Source organism: Inquilinus limosus DSM 16000 (genome assembly GCF_000423185.1).
Lineage (GTDB): Bacteria > Pseudomonadota > Alphaproteobacteria > DSM-16000 > Inquilinaceae > Inquilinus > Inquilinus limosus.
The window spans coordinates 43,548-59,767 of record NZ_KE383985.1; the positions used below are offsets into that span (position 1 = coordinate 43,548).

The window sequence follows — 16,220 nt, forward strand, 5'->3', positions numbered from 1 at the left end:
TCACGCAGCCGCGCGGTGGTCGCAGAGATTGACCTCGACGGTCACATGCGACAGGCCGGGCAGGCCGCCGAGCCGGGCCTTGTACTGCACCGGCGGCTGCGGGTGGTCGCTGACCAGCGCCACGATCGCGGCGGCGTGGCCGGGGCCGACGCGCCAGAGATGCAGGTCGGCGATGCGGTCGCCGCCGGTCTCGAGGCGGTCGCGGATCGCCTCGGCGAGGCCTGGATCCGGCACGGTGTCGAGCAGCACCGCCCCCGAGTCGCGCAAGAGGCCCCAGGACCAGCGCGCGATCATCACGCCGCCGGCGATCCCCATCAGCGGATCCATCCAGGCCCAGCCGTAGAGCCGCCCGGCGAGCAGGCCGAGGATGGCGCCGACCGAGGTCACGGCATCGGCCAGCACGTGGAAATAGGCCGCGCGCAGATTGTGGTCGCGGTCATGGGCATGGTGGTGCCCGTGATCGTGATCGTGGTGGTGGTGATCGTGGTCGTGATGATGGCCATGACCGTGATGGTGATGGCCGTCGTCGTGCAGCAGCCAGGCGCTGGCGAGGTTGACGGCGAGGCCGACCACGGCGATGACGATCGCCTGGTCATAGGCGATGTCGACCGGGTTCAGCAGGCGCACCGTCGATTCCCAGCCGATGCCGAGGGCGATCACCGCCAGCACCAGGGCGCTGGCGAAGCCGGCGAGGTCGCCGAGCTTGCCGGTGCCGAAGGCGAAACGCGGATCGCGAGCGTGGCGGCGGGCGTAGCGGTAGGCCAGGGCCGCGACGCCCAGCGCCCCGGCATGGGTCGCCATGTGCAGCCCGTCTGCCAGGAGAGCCATCGAGCCGAAGGCGAGGCCGCCGACGATCTCGCCCACCATCATGGCCGCGGTCAGCGCCACCACCCAGCGGGTGCGGCGTTCGTTGCGGGCATGATCGGCGCCCAGGAACAGGTGGTCGTGCCGCCAGGCGTCCAGGGAACGGCTGTGCATCGGCGCCTCCCGAGAGCTCAGTGGAGCAGGAGAAGGGCCGGATGGCCGGTCCAGTCGCAGACGTCGCGCTGCGCCACCTCGACCGGCACGTCCGGGTGGTTGTGGCGGTACAGCCTCAGCGCCGCCTGGAAGGCCCATTCCGGCGGCTCGGCCCGGGCGCAGAGTTCGCGATAGACCCGTTCGACGGCGACGCGGCAGCACATGGCGCCCTCACAGATATTTGGTGATCTCGCGCAGCGACGCGAGATGGGTCTCGCGGCCCTCGGCCGACCCGTTGGAGAGATGCGCGACGCAATGGTCGACATGATCGAGGATCAGCATGGTCTTCGCCTTCTCCACCGCCTTGATCACGGCCTGGAGCTGCTGGGCGATGGCGAGGCCGTCCTCGCCGGCCTCGACCATGCGCAGCGTCGCGGCGAGATGGCCCTGGGCCCGCTTCAGCCGGCCCAGGATCTCGGGGTTGTTGGCATGGCTCATGGCATGAACCTATCCCCCTGGAGGGGATGTGGCAAGGATGCCCGCGAGAGCACTTCCATTTGCGCGACCCTCGGATGACCGGAACGCCGTTTCCCGAACGCGCCGATCCGTCGTAAACGACGGACATATCGGAGGGGCAGTGGGTCCATCGGAGAACATCGCGGCATCGGGGCCAGACCCGGCGGGCCGCTTCGGCCTGGCTGGACGGCCGGTCCTGGCCAGCGGCCTTGCGGTCGCCCTGCTCTGCCTGATCCTGGTCGCTTTCGCCGACCGGCCGGCGGCGCTGTGGTTCGAGGCGCATCGCGGCTCCGACGTCATCGCCGCGGTCAAGATCTTCACCGATATCGGCCTGGGCGTCTGGTGGTATGCGCTGGCGATCCTGGGCTGGCTGGGCTTCCGCTTCACCGCCTTCCTGGCCGCCTATGGCGACGTCCGCGGACAGCGGCTGAAGCGTGCCCGCGGCTTCGGCTTCATGCTGACGGCGCTTCTGGCCACCACCCTGACCAACTGGATGCTGAAGGCCGTGATCGGACGGCCGCGGCCGCGCCACCTGTTCCGCCAGGACGCCTTCGCGCCGCACCCCTTCGGCTGGGACCTGTTCTCGAACAGCTTTCCCTCCGGCCACGCCCAGACCATGGCCACGGCGATGACCGCGCTGTGGATTCTGTTCCCGCGCTGGGGCTGGGCCTTCGGCCTGCTGGGCGGGCTGGTGGCGCTGAGCCGGGTGGTCGTCACCTCGCACTACCCGGCCGACATCGTCGCCGGCGCCTGGCTGGGCGTGGTCGTGGCGCTGGCCGTCCGCCGCTGCGTCGAGGCCACCGGCGGGCCGGTGACGGTGACCCGATGATCGCGCTGATCGCCGCCCTGATCCCGGTGCTGGCGCCGGTGATCGCCTCGGCCGGGGTCGGCTATGTCTGGGCCCGGTCGCGCCACCCCTTCGATCTCGGCTTCGTCACCCGCCTCGTGACCTATGTCGGCTCGCCCTGCCTGGTGTTCTCGACCCTGACCCGGTATCACGTCCCGGCCGCGGAGATCGTCGGCCAGGCCGGCCTCGCCATGCTGTCGGTCTTCGCCTGCGGCCTGGTCGGCGGGCTGGCGCTGCACCTCTCCGGCCGCAAGGTGCGGCCGCTGCTGCCGACGGTGATGCTGCCGAACGCCGGCAACCTCGGCCTGCCGATCGCCTATTTCGCCTTCGGCGACCAGGGGCTGGCGCTGGCCCTGCCCTTCTCCGCCGCCATGACGATGCTGCAGTTCACCGTCGGCGTCTCCTGCGCCTCCGGCCACAGCCGGTGGACCGAGATCGTGAAGACGCCGACGATCTACGCCATCCTGCTGGCGATCGCCTTCGCCGCCGGCGGCATCGAGACGCCGCGCTGGCTGGCCAACGCGACCGAGCTGCTGGGCGGCGTCACCCTGCCGCTGATGCTGATCGCGCTGGGCGTGTCGCTGGCCAGCCTGCGCATCGCCAATCTGGGCCACGCCCTGTGGCTGGCGGGGCTGCGCCTGGTCCTCGGCCTCGCCGCCGGATACGGCGTGGTCTGGCTGTTCGCCATCCCGCACCCGACCGCGGCCATCCTGATCCTGCAGTCCGCCATGCCGCCGGCGGTGTTCAATTACCTGTTCGCCGCCCGCTACGGCGGCCCGGTGGAGGAGGTGGCCGGCGCCGTCGTGGTCGGCACCGCCATCAGCCTGCTGACCTTGCCCGTGCTGCTGGCGGTGCTGATGTAGGAGCCGCCCGACAATGCTACTGAAGCGGCCGTCTGACGGTGATTTTTCCGCTTCCGGTGCTCACGGACTTTAACGTCCGCTGCGCCCCGGTTCTCAAAATCACCGCCAGCCGACTCGCTCCAGCGCATTCTCGAACGGCTCCTATGCCCCCTCTATCTCGCGCCGCCGCGCCTCGTAGGTCGCCTGGTCGATCAGCCCGCGCCGGCGCATCACCTCCAACGCCGCCAGGGCCTGGCGGCGGTCGTCGCCGCCGGCCGAGCCGCTTTCCGCATCCGCCGCGCCGCTGGCCGCGGCCGGCTGCGCCCGGTTCCTGTCCGCCATGATATCGTCCGTCCGTTCTGCGACGCCGCGCGCGCTTCCGTACGGACGGCGCGGCGCCTATGACAGCACCATATGAGGCAAGGAGGACGGCCGGTCGAGATGTGGACGAAGCGGATCCTGCGGGCCCTGGCGCTGGCCGTGCCCGCCCTCGTCATCGCGGCGGCCGTCGCCTTCTGGCTGGGCCCGCCGGGCGGCCGCGGCGTCACCGGCCAGGGCTTCGGCTCGGTCGGCGGCCCGATCGCGCTGGTCGACCCGGGCGGCAAGCCGGTCACCGAGAAGGACTTCGCCGGCAAGGACGCGCTGGTCTTCTTCGGCTTCACCAATTGCCCGGACGTGTGCCCGACCGAGCTGTCGACCATGGCGGCGGCGCTGGATACGCTGGGGCCGAAGGCCGACGGGGTGGTGCCGGTCTTCATCACCGTGGATCCGGAGCGCGACACGCCCGACGTGGTCGGCGAATACGCCCAGGCATTCCATCCGCGCATGATCGGCCTGACCGGCACGCCGGAGCAGATCGCCAAGGCGGCCAAGGCGTTCCGCGTCTACTACCAGAAGGCGCCGCGCGACGATGGCTCTTACTCCATGGACCATTCCGCCTTCGTCTATCTGATGGGCCCGGACTGGCAGGTGCTGGACATCCTGCCGCCGCAGCTGTCGCCGCAGGACATGGCGCAGAGGATCGGGAAACAGCTCTGACCGGAAGCGGGGTTGCGATCGCGCCCGACGTGCTATCGTGGCCCGAACCACGATCGTTCGCTCTCGGGAGTCGCCTCATGACCCTTCGCCACGCCGTCCTGGCCGGGCTCGCCTTCCTCGTCCTCAACGGCTGCTCCGAGCGCGAGGCCCGGCAGCAGCAGGCGTTGGCGGCCCAGAGCGACCTGGTCGGCACCAGCGAGGCGCAGCTGCTGGCCTGCGCCGGCACGCCCGCCCGCAGCCGGAGCGCCGGCAACACCCGCTACCTGACCTATCAGAGCGCCGGGATGAGCGCGGACGAGGCCGCCGGCGTCGGCGGCTTCGGCGGCAGCACCGCCGGGACCGCCATGGGCGTCAACCCGGTCAACCGCGGCGTCGGCATGCCGATCGGCACCAGCGCGCTGGACCCGAACTACTGCGAAGCCACCTTCACCCTGGTCGACGGCCGGGTCGCGGAGGTTCGCTACCGCACCTCGGGCGGCTATTTCCGCACCGCGTCGTGCTCCGACATCGTCGCGCCCTGCATGGGCGGGCCGACCTTCGACCCCGGCCAGCCGACGCAGTAACCGGCCCGCCGTCGGCGGCGGAGCACAAACCGTCGCGGATCGGATGGAGCCGGGGCGCGGAAATCGGGCCTCTGTTCGCAATCCGCCCGCGCCGGTTGCCGATCCCGGCCGCGGGCACTAAAAGCGTCATATTGCAGCGCGGAAAGCGCGCCGTCCCATGGAGTGCGAGCCGATGAAGATCCTGGTCCCGGTCAAACGGGTGATCGACTTCAACGTCAAGGTCCGGGTCAAGGCCGACGGGTCGGGCGTCGACCTGGCGAACGTCAAGATGTCGATGAACCCCTTCGACGAGATCTCGGTCGAGGAGGCGATCCGGATCAAGGAGGCCGGCAAGGCGACCGAGGTGGTGGCGGTCTCGATCGGGCCGGCCCAGGCGCAGGAGACGATCCGCACCGCCCTGGCCATGGGCGCCGACCGCGGCCTCCTTGTGCAGACCGATGTCGAGCTGCAGCCGCTGGCCGTGGCCAAGATCCTGAAGGCGCTGGTGGAGCGCGAGCAGCCGCAGCTGGTGATCCTGGGCAAGCAGGCGATCGACGACGACGCCAACCAGACCGGCCAGGCGCTGGCGGCCCTTCTGGGCTGGGGCCAGGCGACCTTCGCCTCGAAGCTGGTGGTCGAGGACGGCGCGGCGCTGGTGACCCGCGAGGTCGACGGCGGCCTCGAGACCATCCGGGTCAAGCTGCCGGCGATCGTGACCACCGATCTGCGCCTGAACGAGCCGCGCTACGCCTCGCTGCCGAACATCATGAAGGCGAAGAAGAAGCCGCTCGACACCCTGACCCCGGCGGACCTCGGCGTCGACCCGGCGCCGCGGCTGAAGACGCTGAAGGTGGTCGAGCCGCCGAAGCGCAAGGGCGGCGTCAAGGTCGCCAGCGTGCAGGAGCTGGTGGCCAAGCTGAAGACCGAAGCGCGCGTGATCTGAGGGCGGGGACAAAGCCATGTCGATCCTGATCGTTGCCGACCACGACAACGCCACGCTGAAGCCCGCCACGCTGCACGCCGTCACCGCGGCGCAGAAGATCGGCGGCGACATCCACATCCTGGTCGCCGGATCCGGCGCCCGCCCGGCGGCCGAGGCCGCGGCCAAGGTGGCCGGCGTCGCCAAGGTGCTGCTGGCCGAGGCGCCGGCGCTGGAGCACCAGCTGGCCGAGACGGTGGCGCCGCTGGTGGCCGACCTCGCCAAGGGCTACAGCCACGTGCTGGCCACCGCGACCAGCGCCGGCAAGAACCTGCTGCCGCGCGTCGCCGCCCTGCTCGACGTGCAGCAGATCTCCGACATCACCGCGGTCGACGGGCCCGACACTTTCGAGCGGCCGATCTATGCCGGCAACGCCATCGCCACGGTGCAGTCGGCCGACCCGATCAAGGTGATCACGGTGCGCGGCACCGCCTTCGAATCGGCGGCGGCCGAGGGTGGATCGGCCACGATCGAGACGGTGGAGGCCAAGCCCGATGCCGGCCTGTCGAGCTTCGTCGGCCAGGAGCTGACCAAGTCCGAGCGGCCGGAGCTGACCTCGGCCCGGATCGTGATCTCCGGCGGCCGCGCCCTCGGCTCGGCCGAGAACTTCAAGATCCTCGAGGGCATCGCCGACCATCTCGGCGCCGCGATCGGCGCCAGCCGCGCCGCAGTCGACGCCGGCTACGTGCCGAACGACTACCAGGTCGGCCAGACCGGCAAGGTGGTGGCGCCGGAGCTGTACATCGCCGTCGGCATCTCCGGCGCGATCCAGCACCTGGCCGGGATGAAGGATTCGAAGGTGATCGTCGCCATCAACAAGGACGAGGAGGCGCCGATCTTCCAGGTCGCCGATTACGGCCTGGTCGGCGACCTGTTCAAGGTCATCCCGGAGCTCGAGGCCGAGCTGAAGAAGGGCTGAGGGCCGGCCGTCCGGCCCCTCTCCCGCGACGCGGAAGGCGCATCCTTCGGGATGCGCCTTTTTGCTGCCGGCCCTCCATACCGGGATATGGCGGACGGCGGTCTTGTTCCGCTTGACAGGACGGGCCGGTTGCCCGCTGCTAGGGCGTTTTCGACCACCGATTGCGGATCGCCGATTTGCCGATCATGCCGCGCCAGGGCGAGAGGATTTCCGGCAGGCTCCGGGCCGGATCGCATGCGCGACCGCAGAGCAGCAGAAGGATCCGTCCGGATGCCGGATGAGACGCCGCGCTATTCCATCTTCATCGAGGGCGAGACCATCGATCTCTGCGTCCCGTCCGAGGCGGCGATCACGGATGGCTGGGCCGACTGGTTCAACGACGCCCGGACGACGCGCTGGCTGGCCCAGGGCATCTTCCCGAACCACATCGAAGATCAGCGCGCCTTCCTGGAGTCGATCCGCAAGCGCGACCGCTTCGCCGCGCTGGTCTGCGGCAAGGGCGGCGGGCCGCTCTACGGTGTCATCTCGCTGTCCTCGATCGACTGGGTGTCGCGTTCGGCCCAGATCGCGATGGTGATCGGCAAGCAGCTGCCGCCGCGGCAGCTGATGCAGCTGGAGGCCATGGCCCGGGTGACCGAGCATGCCTTCCAGCGCATGGGGCTGGACCGGATCTGGGCCGGCCAGGCCCATCCGGCCCTGGCGCGCTGGAACCAGCGGCTGGAGCTGCTGGGCTACTTCACCGACGGGCTGATGCGGCGCGGTTTCGTGAAGGGGCGCGAGACCGTCAACAACGCGGTCGTGATCAGCTGCCTGTACGAGGATTACGAGGCGCTGAAGGCCCGGCGCGGCGGCCAGTACTGGCCCGGCAACGAGGCCATGCTGCGCCTGGTCAAGGCCCTGCCCGAGCACGGCTTCGCCAGCCGGGTCGTCGAGTTCCTGGAGCGCGAGCTGCCGCTGTACAAGACCGAGATCGAGGCGTTCGAGCGCCGCGTCCTGGAGACCGAGGACGACGATGCCGAGGCCGCGCCGAGACGCCGCCTGGCCGGATCGTGAGCGCCGCGCCGAATGCCTCGCCCTGGCGGGGCGCCCTGGCGCTCGGCCTCGGCACCGCCCAGTTCGGGCTCGACTACGGCATCGCCAACGACCGCGGCGTCTGCCCGCCCGAGGATGTGGCCGCGATTCTGGAGACGGCGGCCGCGGCCGGAATCGCCGTGCTGGACACCGCCCCGGCCTACGGCACTGCCGAGCGGGTGCTGGGCGAGGTGCTGCCGGCGGCGCACCGCTTCCGTATCGTCACCAAGACGCCGCATCTGACCGGGCTGCGTGACGAAGGCGAGATCCGGCGCGCCGTGCTCGACACCTTCGCCGGGTCCCGGACGAAGCTGCGCCGCGACCGCCTGGCCGGCCTTCTGACGCACAACGCCAACGATCTGCTGCGGCCCGGCGGCCCGGCCCTGTGGGCGGCGATGGAGGATCTGAAGCGGACCGGGGAGGTCGAGCGCATCGGAGCCTCGATCTACAGCGCCGGGCAGCTCGATGCCCTGCTGGCCCGCTATCCGGTCGAGATCGTGCAGCTGCCCTGGAACGCGGTCGACGGCCGCATCGCCCCGTCCCGGCTGGCGGAGCTGGCCGGCCAGGGGATCGAGCTGCACGCCCGCTCCGTCTTCCTGCAGGGGCTGCTGCTGGCCCCGCCGGACCGCGCTGCCCGCGTCTCGCCGCAGGCCGAGGCCCTGATCGGGCGCTGGCACGACGCCGTCGCCGCTTTGGGGGCCGAGCCGCTGGCCGCCGCGCTGGGCGCCGTGATCGGGCAGCCGGAGATCGGCACCGCCCTGGTCGGCGTGACGCGGCCGGAGGAGCTGGCCGGCATTCTTCGCGCCGCCGCCGCGCCCCCGCCGCCCATGGCGCCGGTCCGGTCCGTCAACGACCTGGTGCTGAACCCGGCGCTGTGGCCGTCCGGCGGGCGCCCGGCCGCGATCCTGACGGGTGCCGCCGTCGCGCTGCGCCCGGCACAGTCCGGCGACACGATGGTGCTGGCCGTGCAGGCGAAGGACGGCGGCGACCCGATCGGCGCCGTCCGCATCGGCCCGGTCGACCGGGCCGCCGGCGAGGCCGCCATCGCCCTGCAGGGCTCCGACGCCATGCCCGCCGCCTGGCGGGACGAGGCGGTGGCGCTGGCCGCGCGGATGGCCTTCGAGCAGCTGGGGCTGCGCCGCCTGATCGCGATGGAGGCAGAGCCCTTCGCGCGCGCCGGCTGGCCCCCGGTGGAGGGGCGCTTCATCCTGGACGACAAGACCTATTGGGAGCGGACATGACGGTGCTGGCGATCCTGCAGGCGCGGATGTCGTCGTCGCGGCTGCCCGGCAAGGTCATGGCCGACCTGCTCGGCGAACCGATGCTGGCGCGGCAGGTCGAGCGGCTGCGCCGCTGCCGGAGACTCGACCGGCTGGTGCTGGCGACCAGCACCGAGGCGGCGGACGACGCGCTGGTCGAGCTCGCCGCCCGGATCGCTGTCGAATGCTTCCGCGGCAGCCTGGACGACGTGCTGGACCGGTTCCACGCCGCCGCGGCCGGGCGCGGGGCGGAGCACATCGTGCGCCTGACCGCCGACTGCCCGCTGACCGACCCGGGGCTGATCGACCGGCTGGTCGAGATGCATGTCGCCGGCGGCTACGACTATTCCTGCAACACGCTGACGCCGCGCTGGCCCGACGGGCTGGACGCCGAGGTGATGCGCGCCGAGGTGCTGGAGGCGGCGTGGCGGGAGGCGACGCTGCCGTCGGAGCGCGAGCACGTCACCCGCTTCATCTACACCCGGCCGGAGCGGTTCCGCCTGGGCAGCCTGGTCGGCGAGACCGACCTGTCGGACCAGCGCTGGACCGTCGACACGCCGGAGGACCTGGCCCTGGCGCGCGCGGTCTACGCCGCGCTGTATCCCGCGGACCCGGCCTTCGGCACCGAGGACATCCTGACCTTCCTGGCGGCGCATCCGGAGATCGCCGCGCTGAACCGCGTCCACCGGCGGAACGAGGGCCTGGCGCGCTCTCTCGCCCAGGACGCCGCCCTGACCAGACCGTGAGGACCAAAGTGGCAGAACGCTATGCGGCATCCGAGGCGATGCTCGACCGGGCCCGGCAGACCATCCCGCTGGGCGCCCAGACCTTCAGCAAGAGCATCACGCAGTATCCGCACGGCGTGTCGCCCTATTTCGCCGCCCGCGGCCAGGGCAGCCGGCTGTGGGACGTCGACGGCAACGAATACATCGACTTCATCAACGCCCTGGCGTCGGTGACCCTCGGCTACAACGACCCGGACGTCACCGCCGCGGTCAAGGCGCAGGTCGAGCAGGGGACCATCTTCAGCCTGTCGAGCCCGCTGGAGTCCGAGGTGGCGGAGCGGCTGGTGGCGGTCGTGCCCTCGGCCGAAATGGTGCGCTTCGGCAAGAACGGGTCGGACGCCACCGCCGGAGCCGTCCGCGTCGCCCGCGCCTATACCGGCCGCGACCACGTCCTGGTCTGCGGCTATCACGGCTGGCAGGACTGGTATATCGGCGCCACCGCCCGCAACCGCGGCGTGCCCGAATCGACCCGGGCGATGACCCACACCTTCCCCTACAACGACCTGCCGGCGCTGGACCGCCTGCTGGACGAACATGCCGGCCAGGTCGCGGCCATCGTGCTGGAGCCGATGAACGTCGCCTTCCCGGCCGAGGGCTATCTGGAAGGGGTGCGGGAGCGCGCGACGCGCCACAGCGCGGTGCTGGTGTTCGACGAGACCATCACCGGCTTCCGCGTCGCCAATGGCGGGGCGCAGGAGCTGTTCGGCGTGACCCCCGACCTGACCACGCTGGGCAAGGGCATCGCCAACGGCTATCCGCTGTCGGCGGTGTGCGGCCGGCGCGACCTGATGATGCTGATGGAGGAGATCTTCTTCTCCTTCACCATGGGCGGCGAGACGCTGTCGCTGGCCGCCGCGCGGGCGACGCTGGACAAGCTGGTGCGCGAGCCGGTGACCCGGCACATGGCCGCGCTGGGCACGACCCTGCGCGACGGCACCGCGGCGCTGATCGAGCGGCACCGGCTGGGCGAGGTGCTGTCCCTGTCCGGCCACCCGTCCTGGACCTTCCTGGCGATCAAGGACCAGCCCGACGCCACCGCCTTCGAGATCAAGACGCTGTGGCTGCAGGAGATCTTCGCCCGCGGCATTCTCTCGCTGGGCAGCCACAATATGAGCTATGCCCACAGCCAAGCCGATGTCGACCGGCTGCTGACGGTCTATGACGAGGTCTTCGCCCTGCTCGCCGCCGCGATCGGGCAGCGCCGGGTGCGCGCCGAGCTGCGCTGCGAGCCGCTGGTGCCGCTGTTCCGGGTCCGCTGAAAGGCTTCCGAAACGACACCACCCCGCCGACCGGTTTGGAACCCGATCGCGCGGGGTGGCTCTTTCGCCGCCCCTGCCGGCGGCGAATCAGCCGGGCGGGTGGATCAGCCGCCCGAACCGGTGCCCGTGGTGCCGCCGGTTCCGCTGCCGCCCATCGTGCCGGTGGCCGGCGCCGCCGGCGGCGGCTCCTCGGCCTTGCGGCCTTCGAAGGCGGGCAGCGCTTCCAGCTGCTCCTTGGTCATGCTGGTCTTCACGCCCTCATCGGGCCGAGCCCCGATGGTCAGCTTGTCGAGCGGGATGGCCACGGATTTCGAGCCGATGCCGAGGAAGCCCCCGACATCGATGACCACGGCATCGACCGTCTTGCTGTTCTTGTCGACCAGCACGTCCGAGGTCTTGCCGATCGAATCGCCATTGGCGTTGGTCACGCTGGCGTCGATCAGGTCGGAGCCGAGCATATGGGTGTCGGGGAGCTGCTGCTGCCCCTCCGGAACCGAGGTGCCGGGGGCCGCAGCCGGCGGCGCTGTGGTTTCGGGGGGCTGAGTCCCGGGCTGTGTTCCGGGCGTCTGCGCCATTGCCGGCAAACCCAGCAGGGCCACCGCCGAGGCGGCCGCCAACAAGGTCCTGCGCATGATCCGGTCCTCCTTTCTCCGAGGAACTCAAGGAGATACCTGGGCAACAGGAGGTTCCGGGGCGCGGTTCCCCGAAACGGCGAGAGCCCGGCGAAGCGCCGGGCTCTCGGTTCGGATCGGAAGAAAATCTCACTCGCCCGACGGTGGGTCCGCGGGGCTCGCCTCCGCCGCCTTCACCTTGCGCGGCCGGCCGGGCCGGCGCTTCGGTGCCGGCGCCGCTTCCTCCGTCGCGACCACGCCGGGCAGGCCCGGCTGCGACGAGGCCTCCGGCTGGGACGGCGCGGCCTCAGGGGCCGCCGGCTGTTCCGCGGGGGCCGACGACGGCGCCGGCTCCGCGGCCGGGGCGGCGGCCCGCGGCGGGCGGCCGCGGCGGGGACGGCCGATGATCGACGCCGGCAGGCCGAGCTCGGTGTCGAGGCCACTCACCTCCTGGTCCCGCGGGTCGGCGCCGAAGCTGGCCGAGGCGGAGGCGATATCGACCGACTGCGGCTCCAGCGGGCTCGGGATGTGCGGCTGCGGCGCGTTCAGATCCACCGGCGCCGGCGACACGTGCTCGCCGCGGTAGTCCGGCCGGCCTTCGCGCGGGCCGCCGAAGCGCTCGCGCTGGCCCGGCTGGTCGCGGCCCTGCTCGCGATCACGATTGTGGTCGCGGAAGCCCTGGTCGCGGTCGCGCGGCGGACGGCCGTCGCGGAAGCCCTGCTCCCGGTCGCCGCGGAAGCCCTGGTCGCGCGGCGGGCGGTCGCCGCCCTCGCCACGTCCCTCGAACTCCCGGCGTTGCGGGCGCTCGCCATCGCCGCGCGGCTCGAAATCGCGGCGCTGCTGGCGGTCGCCGCCGTCGCCGCGGCCTTCGAACTCCCGGCGCTGCGGCGGCGGGCTGATCAGCGGGTCGTAATCGGCATCGACGCCCGGCTGCTCGCGGCCGCCGTCCTGGCCCTGCTGCTGGTGCGGCTGGCCGTAGGCCTCGTTCATGGCGTTGATGATGCGGACATAATGCTCCGCATGCTGCTGGTAGTTCTCCGCCATCACGCGGTCGCCCGACGCCTGAGCGTCGCGGGCCAGCGCCATGTATTTGTCATAGACCTGGAAGACGTTGCCGCGGATGCGGACGTCCGGTCCATTGCTGTCGATGGTCTGGTTGCGGTTCGGCAGCGCATTCGGCCGGCGCTGCTGGCCACCGCCACCACCGCCGTTCCTGCCGCGCGCACGACGCGAATTCGGTCCTGGTCTCATCAGCCTTGCTTCTGTGCAGGTCGCTGTTTGCCGCGCTGCCGTCCCTCGCCGCCGCCTGACGCGGCCGGGCCCAGCGTCATCGTCGCTTCCGGCGCCGGAATGGCGGCCGCCTCACGCGGTCAAGCCCGGAAATGACGGAATAGGGGGACCCTAACGGTATTCCGGCGTCGGGCCAAATGCTTTTTTCGCCACGACGCAGCGCTCTATGCCTGCCAGATCGTGCGGCGTGCCGGCGATGTCAAGACCTGCGCCGCGGAACATCTCCGTCACCGCCGGCGCCTGGCCGATGCCGAGCTCCACCACGGCGGTTCCGCCCGGCTCCAGAAGGTCCGGAAGCGCCGCCGCCAGGGCGCGATAGGCATCGAGCCCGTCGGCGCCGCCGGACAGGGCGAGGCGCGGATCGTGGTCGCGCACCTCGGGCTCCAGCGCCGCGATCTCGCCCTCCGGAATATAGGGCGGGTTGGAGAGCACGAGGTCGAAGCGGACGCCGAGCGCCGTCGCCCAGTCCCCGACCAGGAAGGCGGCACGATTCGCCAGGCCGAGCGCCCGCGCATTGTCCCGCGCCACCCGCGCCGCCGCCTCGCTGCGGTCGACCCCGACGCCGAAGGCGGCGGGCCGGTCGTGCAGCACGGCCAGCAACAGGCAGCCGGTGCCGGTGCCGAGGTCGAGCACGCGCAAGATCCGGTCCGGCGCGGCCGCCAGCGCCGCCTCGACCAGCGTCTCGCTGTCCGGCCGCGGGTCCAGCGTCGCCGGGCCCAGCGCGAAGTCCAGGCTCCAGAACTCGCGCCGCCCGAGGATCCGCGACACCGGCTCGCGCCCCGCCCGGCGCGCCAGGAAGCCGGCATAGCGGGCGGCGGCCGCCTCCGGCAGCGCCTCGGCGGCGCGCGACAGCAGGGCGGTGCGGTCCCAGCCCAGCGCCGCCATCAGCAGGACGCGAGCGTCGGACATGGCGCTGTCGATGCCGGCGACGGCCAGCCGGGCGGTGCCGTCGCGCAGTGCCTCGGCGATCTTGGGAGCGCCCGGGGCCATGTTCAGGGCTGGTCGGCGAGCGCGGCGAGGCGCGCCGCCTCGTCCTCCGCGATCAGCGCCTCGATCAGCTCGTCCAGCGCCTCGCCCGCCATCACCCGGTCGATCTTGTAGAGGGTCAGGTTGATGCGGTGGTCGGTCACCCGACCCTGCGGGAAGTTGTAGGTGCGGATCCGTTCCGACCGGTCGCCGGAGCCGACCTGGCTGCGCCGGTCGGCCGCCCGCGCCGCGTCCTTGGCCGCGCGCTCCGCCTCGTACAGCCGGGCGCGCAGGATCTTCATCGCCTTGGCGCGGTTCTTGTGCTGGGACTTCTCGTCCTGCATCACCACCACGATGCCGGTCGGCAGGTGGGTGACGCGGACCGCGCTCTCGGTCTTGTTGACGTGCTGGCCGCCGGCGCCCTGGGCCCGGAACACGTCGACCCGCAGGTCCTTCTCGTCGATCTGGACGTCGACCTCCTCCGCCTCCGGCAGCACCGCGACGGTGGCGGCGGAGGTGTGGATGCGGCCCTGGGCCTCGGTCTCCGGCACGCGCTGGACGCGGTGGGCGCCGCTCTCGAACTTCAGCCGGGCGAAGACGCCGCGGCCGCTGATCTCGGCCGAGGCCTCCTTGTAGCCGCCGAGCGGCGTATCGGCGATGTCCAGCACCTCGAAACGCCAGCCGCGGATGGCGGCGTAGCGCTGGTACATCCGGAACAGGTCGGCGGCGAACAGCGCCGCCTCGTCGCCGCCGGTGCCGGCGCGGACCTCGAGGATGGCGTTGCGTTCGTCGGCCTCGTCCTTCGGCAGCAGCAGCACCTGGACCCGCCGCTCCAGCGACGGCAGGCGCTCGCGCAGCTCCGTCAGCTCCTCCTGCGCCAGGGCCCGCATCTCGGGATCGGTCTCGGCCGCCGCCATCGATTCGAGCTGCGTCAGCTCGGCCCGGGCACGGCGCAGCGCCGCGATCTCCTCGGCGATCGGCTCGAGCTCGGAATATTCCTTTGAATAGGCGGTGAACTGGTCCGGCGACAGCTTGCCGGAGCCCATGCCGTCGCGCAGCTCCGCCACGCGGGACAGGACACGGTTCAGATTTTCGTCGAGTTGCACGGAAAGCTCAAAATCAGGGGAACGGGCCGGTCGGACGAGGCGACAGGCCCGCTAGCGGCCTCTCAGGCGCAAGGTCACTCCGCCGGCGGTCATTCGGCCGCCTGGGCCGCGGCCGCTTCGGCGGCGGCGCGCTCGGCCTCGATCTGCTTGGCCTTGTCCTCGACCAGCGCGACCAGGTGGTCGACGATGCCCTCGTCCTTCAGCCGGTGGTCGGGCAGGCCGTTGATGTAGACCTGATGCGTGCCCTTGCCGCCGCCGGTGAAGCCGATGTCGGTCATCGTCGCCTCGCCCGGGCCGTTGACGACGCAGCCGATCACCGAGACGGTCATCGGGGTGGTGATGTGCGCCAGCCGCTGCTCCAGCACCTCGACGGTCTTGATCACGTCGAACTGCTGCCGGGCGCACGACGGGCAGGAGACGATGTTGACGCCGCGGTGGCGCAGGCCGAGCGACTTCAGCAGGTCGAAGCCGACCTTGACCTCCTCCACCGGATCGGCCGAGAGCGACACGCGCACCGTGTCGCCGATGCCCGACCACAGCAGCATGCCGAGGCCGATCGAGGACTTCACCGTGCCGCTGCGCAGGCCGCCGGCCTCGGTCACGCCGATGTGCAGCGGGTAGTCGCAGGCCTCGGCCAGCGCCTGGTAGGCGGCGACGGCGAGGAACACGTCCGACGCCTTGCACGAGATCTTGAAGTCGAAGAAGTCGTGGTCCTCGAGGATCCGGATGTGGTTCAGCGCCGACTCGACCATCGCCTCCGGGCAGGGCTCGCCGTACTTCTCCAGCAGCTCGCGCTCGAGCGAGCCGGCATTGACCCCGATCCGCATCGAGCAGCCATGGTCCTTGGCCGCCTTCACCACCTCGGCCACCCGCTCCTTCGAGCCGATGTTGCCGGGGTTGATGCGCAGGCAGGCGGCGCCGTTCTGCGCCGCCTCGATGCCGCGCTTGTAGTGGAAATGGATGTCCGCGACGATCGGCACCGTCACTTCCGGCACGATCTGCTTCAGCGCCGCGCTCGACTCCTCGTCCGGGCAGGAGACGCGGACGATGTCGGCGCCGGCGATCTCGAGCTGCCGGATCTGGTCGATCGTCGCCTGGATGTCCGTGGTCCGGGTGTTCGTCATCGACTGCACGGTGATCGGCGAATCGCCGCCGACCGGAACCTTGCCGACATGGATCAGGCGGGACTTCCGGCGTTGGATCTGGCGATAGGCGCGGACGGCGCTCATGACG

The 16,220-nt window shown here is 71.4% G+C and carries 19 protein-coding genes; 10 read left to right on the forward strand and 9 right to left on the reverse strand.

Annotated features, from left to right (window positions below):
* From dmeF to G537_RS0129830, 3 genes are read right to left on the reverse strand one after another with little or no spacing between them, the layout of a single operon-like run.
* Positions 1-978, reverse strand: a complete 978-nt coding sequence (gene dmeF, locus G537_RS0129820; protein WP_026873158.1) for a CDF family Co(II)/Ni(II) efflux transporter DmeF — start codon at positions 976-978, stop codon at positions 1-3.
* Positions 979-995: 17 nt separating this feature from the next.
* Positions 996-1,181, reverse strand: coding sequence for a hypothetical protein (locus G537_RS42515; RefSeq protein ID WP_051249308.1), 186 nt, complete (start codon positions 1,179-1,181; stop codon positions 996-998).
* Between the two features lie 7 nt (positions 1,182-1,188).
* The gene (locus tag G537_RS0129830) at positions 1,189-1,455 is read right to left on the reverse strand and encodes a metal-sensing transcriptional repressor (protein ID WP_026873159.1); all 267 of its coding nucleotides are present in this window, start codon (positions 1,453-1,455) and stop codon (positions 1,189-1,191) included.
* Positions 1,456-1,594: 139 nt separating this feature from the next.
* Between G537_RS0129830 and G537_RS42520 the strand changes: the two genes are divergently transcribed.
* On the forward strand, positions 1,595-2,302 hold the full coding sequence (locus G537_RS42520) for a phosphatase PAP2 family protein (RefSeq protein ID WP_051249309.1): 708 nt from the start codon (positions 1,595-1,597) through the stop codon (positions 2,300-2,302).
* Positions 2,299-3,183, forward strand: a complete 885-nt coding sequence (locus G537_RS0129840; RefSeq protein ID WP_051249310.1) for an AEC family transporter — start codon at positions 2,299-2,301, stop codon at positions 3,181-3,183. Before G537_RS42520 ends, G537_RS0129840 begins: the two co-directional genes overlap by 4 nt.
* A 141-nt stretch (positions 3,184-3,324) precedes the next feature.
* Here the strand turns inward: G537_RS0129840 and G537_RS0129845 are convergent, their stop codons facing one another.
* Positions 3,325-3,504, reverse strand: coding sequence for a hypothetical protein (locus G537_RS0129845; protein WP_026873161.1), 180 nt, complete (start codon positions 3,502-3,504; stop codon positions 3,325-3,327).
* A 99-nt stretch (positions 3,505-3,603) separates the two neighbouring features.
* Here G537_RS0129845 and G537_RS40750 point away from each other — a divergent pair, with 99 nt between their 5' ends.
* From G537_RS40750 to G537_RS0129885, 8 genes are all read left to right on the forward strand, one after another.
* Positions 3,604-4,200: an SCO family protein gene (locus G537_RS40750; RefSeq protein WP_034853503.1), complete on the forward strand. Its 597-nt coding sequence runs from the start codon at positions 3,604-3,606 to the stop codon at positions 4,198-4,200.
* A 77-nt stretch (positions 4,201-4,277) separates the two neighbouring features.
* Complete coding sequence (locus G537_RS0129855) at positions 4,278-4,763, forward strand: hypothetical protein (RefSeq protein ID WP_026873162.1); 486 nt, start codon at positions 4,278-4,280, stop codon at positions 4,761-4,763.
* A gap of 172 nt (positions 4,764-4,935) precedes the next feature.
* Positions 4,936-5,685, forward strand: a complete 750-nt coding sequence (locus G537_RS0129860; protein ID WP_026873163.1) for an electron transfer flavoprotein subunit beta/FixA family protein — start codon at positions 4,936-4,938, stop codon at positions 5,683-5,685.
* 16 nt (positions 5,686-5,701) lie between these two features.
* Positions 5,702-6,640 carry an electron transfer flavoprotein subunit alpha/FixB family protein gene (locus tag G537_RS0129865; RefSeq protein ID WP_026873164.1) on the forward strand — a complete coding sequence of 313 codons (939 nt, stop codon included), beginning with the start codon at positions 5,702-5,704 and terminating at the stop codon, positions 6,638-6,640.
* A 270-nt stretch (positions 6,641-6,910) separates the two neighbouring features.
* On the forward strand, positions 6,911-7,693 hold the full coding sequence (locus G537_RS0129870; protein WP_026873165.1) for a GNAT family N-acetyltransferase: 783 nt from the start codon (positions 6,911-6,913) through the stop codon (positions 7,691-7,693).
* A complete protein-coding gene (locus G537_RS42525; protein ID WP_051249311.1) occupies positions 7,690-8,952 on the forward strand; it encodes an aldo/keto reductase in 1,263 nt (420 codons plus the stop codon). The genes G537_RS0129870 and G537_RS42525 overlap by 4 nt, the downstream gene beginning before the upstream one ends.
* A complete protein-coding gene (locus G537_RS0129880) occupies positions 8,949-9,716 on the forward strand; it encodes a cytidylyltransferase domain-containing protein (RefSeq protein WP_026873166.1) in 768 nt (255 codons plus the stop codon). Before G537_RS42525 ends, G537_RS0129880 begins: the two co-directional genes overlap by 4 nt.
* A gap of 8 nt (positions 9,717-9,724) precedes the next feature.
* Positions 9,725-11,014: an aminotransferase class III-fold pyridoxal phosphate-dependent enzyme gene (locus G537_RS0129885; RefSeq protein ID WP_026873167.1), complete on the forward strand. Its 1,290-nt coding sequence runs from the start codon at positions 9,725-9,727 to the stop codon at positions 11,012-11,014.
* Positions 11,015-11,118: 104 nt separating this feature from the next.
* Here G537_RS0129885 and G537_RS40760 read toward each other — a convergent pair whose 3' ends face one another.
* From G537_RS40760 to ispG, 5 genes are all read right to left on the reverse strand, one after another.
* Complete coding sequence (locus tag G537_RS40760; protein ID WP_081689144.1) at positions 11,119-11,646, reverse strand: PRC-barrel domain-containing protein; 528 nt, start codon at positions 11,644-11,646, stop codon at positions 11,119-11,121.
* 129 nt (positions 11,647-11,775) lie between these two features.
* The gene (locus G537_RS45570; RefSeq protein WP_026873168.1) at positions 11,776-12,876 is read right to left on the reverse strand and encodes a DUF4167 domain-containing protein; all 1,101 of its coding nucleotides are present in this window, start codon (positions 12,874-12,876) and stop codon (positions 11,776-11,778) included.
* A 150-nt stretch (positions 12,877-13,026) separates the two neighbouring features.
* Entirely contained in the window at positions 13,027-13,905 is an 879-nt protein-coding gene (prmC, locus tag G537_RS0129900) for a peptide chain release factor N(5)-glutamine methyltransferase (RefSeq protein ID WP_081689145.1), read from the reverse strand.
* 2 nt (positions 13,906-13,907) lie between these two features.
* Positions 13,908-14,987: a peptide chain release factor 1 gene (gene prfA, locus G537_RS0129905; RefSeq protein WP_026873170.1), complete on the reverse strand. Its 1,080-nt coding sequence runs from the start codon at positions 14,985-14,987 to the stop codon at positions 13,908-13,910.
* Between the two features lie 89 nt (positions 14,988-15,076).
* Complete coding sequence (ispG, locus tag G537_RS0129910) at positions 15,077-16,216, reverse strand: flavodoxin-dependent (E)-4-hydroxy-3-methylbut-2-enyl-diphosphate synthase (RefSeq protein ID WP_026873171.1); 1,140 nt, start codon at positions 16,214-16,216, stop codon at positions 15,077-15,079.
* Positions 16,217-16,220 lie beyond the last annotated feature (4 nt).

Excerpts from the sequence above, each read along its gene's own strand:
- dmeF (WP_026873158.1), bottom strand. The coding sequence starts at position 978 with ATGCACAGCCGTTCCCTGGACGCCTGGCGGCACGACCACCTGTTCCTG.
- G537_RS42515 (WP_051249308.1), bottom strand. The coding sequence starts at position 1,181 with ATGTGCTGCCGCGTCGCCGTCGAACGGGTCTATCGCGAACTCTGCGCC.
- G537_RS0129830 (WP_026873159.1), bottom strand. The coding sequence starts at position 1,455 with ATGAGCCATGCCAACAACCCCGAGATCCTGGGCCGGCTGAAGCGGGCC.
- G537_RS0129840 (WP_051249310.1), top strand. The coding sequence starts at position 2,299 with ATGATCGCGCTGATCGCCGCCCTGATCCCGGTGCTGGCGCCGGTGATC.
- G537_RS0129845 (WP_026873161.1), bottom strand. The coding sequence starts at position 3,504 with ATGGCGGACAGGAACCGGGCGCAGCCGGCCGCGGCCAGCGGCGCGGCG.
- G537_RS40750 (WP_034853503.1), top strand. The coding sequence starts at position 3,604 with ATGTGGACGAAGCGGATCCTGCGGGCCCTGGCGCTGGCCGTGCCCGCC.
- G537_RS0129855 (WP_026873162.1), top strand. The coding sequence starts at position 4,278 with ATGACCCTTCGCCACGCCGTCCTGGCCGGGCTCGCCTTCCTCGTCCTC.
- G537_RS0129860 (WP_026873163.1), top strand. The coding sequence starts at position 4,936 with ATGAAGATCCTGGTCCCGGTCAAACGGGTGATCGACTTCAACGTCAAG.
- G537_RS0129865 (WP_026873164.1), top strand. The coding sequence starts at position 5,702 with ATGTCGATCCTGATCGTTGCCGACCACGACAACGCCACGCTGAAGCCC.
- G537_RS0129870 (WP_026873165.1), top strand. The coding sequence starts at position 6,911 with ATGCCGGATGAGACGCCGCGCTATTCCATCTTCATCGAGGGCGAGACC.
- G537_RS0129880 (WP_026873166.1), top strand. The coding sequence starts at position 8,949 with ATGACGGTGCTGGCGATCCTGCAGGCGCGGATGTCGTCGTCGCGGCTG.
- G537_RS40760 (WP_081689144.1), bottom strand. The coding sequence starts at position 11,646 with ATGCGCAGGACCTTGTTGGCGGCCGCCTCGGCGGTGGCCCTGCTGGGT.
- G537_RS45570 (WP_026873168.1), bottom strand. The coding sequence starts at position 12,876 with ATGAGACCAGGACCGAATTCGCGTCGTGCGCGCGGCAGGAACGGCGGT.
- prmC (WP_081689145.1), bottom strand. The coding sequence starts at position 13,905 with ATGGCCCCGGGCGCTCCCAAGATCGCCGAGGCACTGCGCGACGGCACC.
- ispG (WP_026873171.1), bottom strand. The coding sequence starts at position 16,216 with ATGAGCGCCGTCCGCGCCTATCGCCAGATCCAACGCCGGAAGTCCCGC.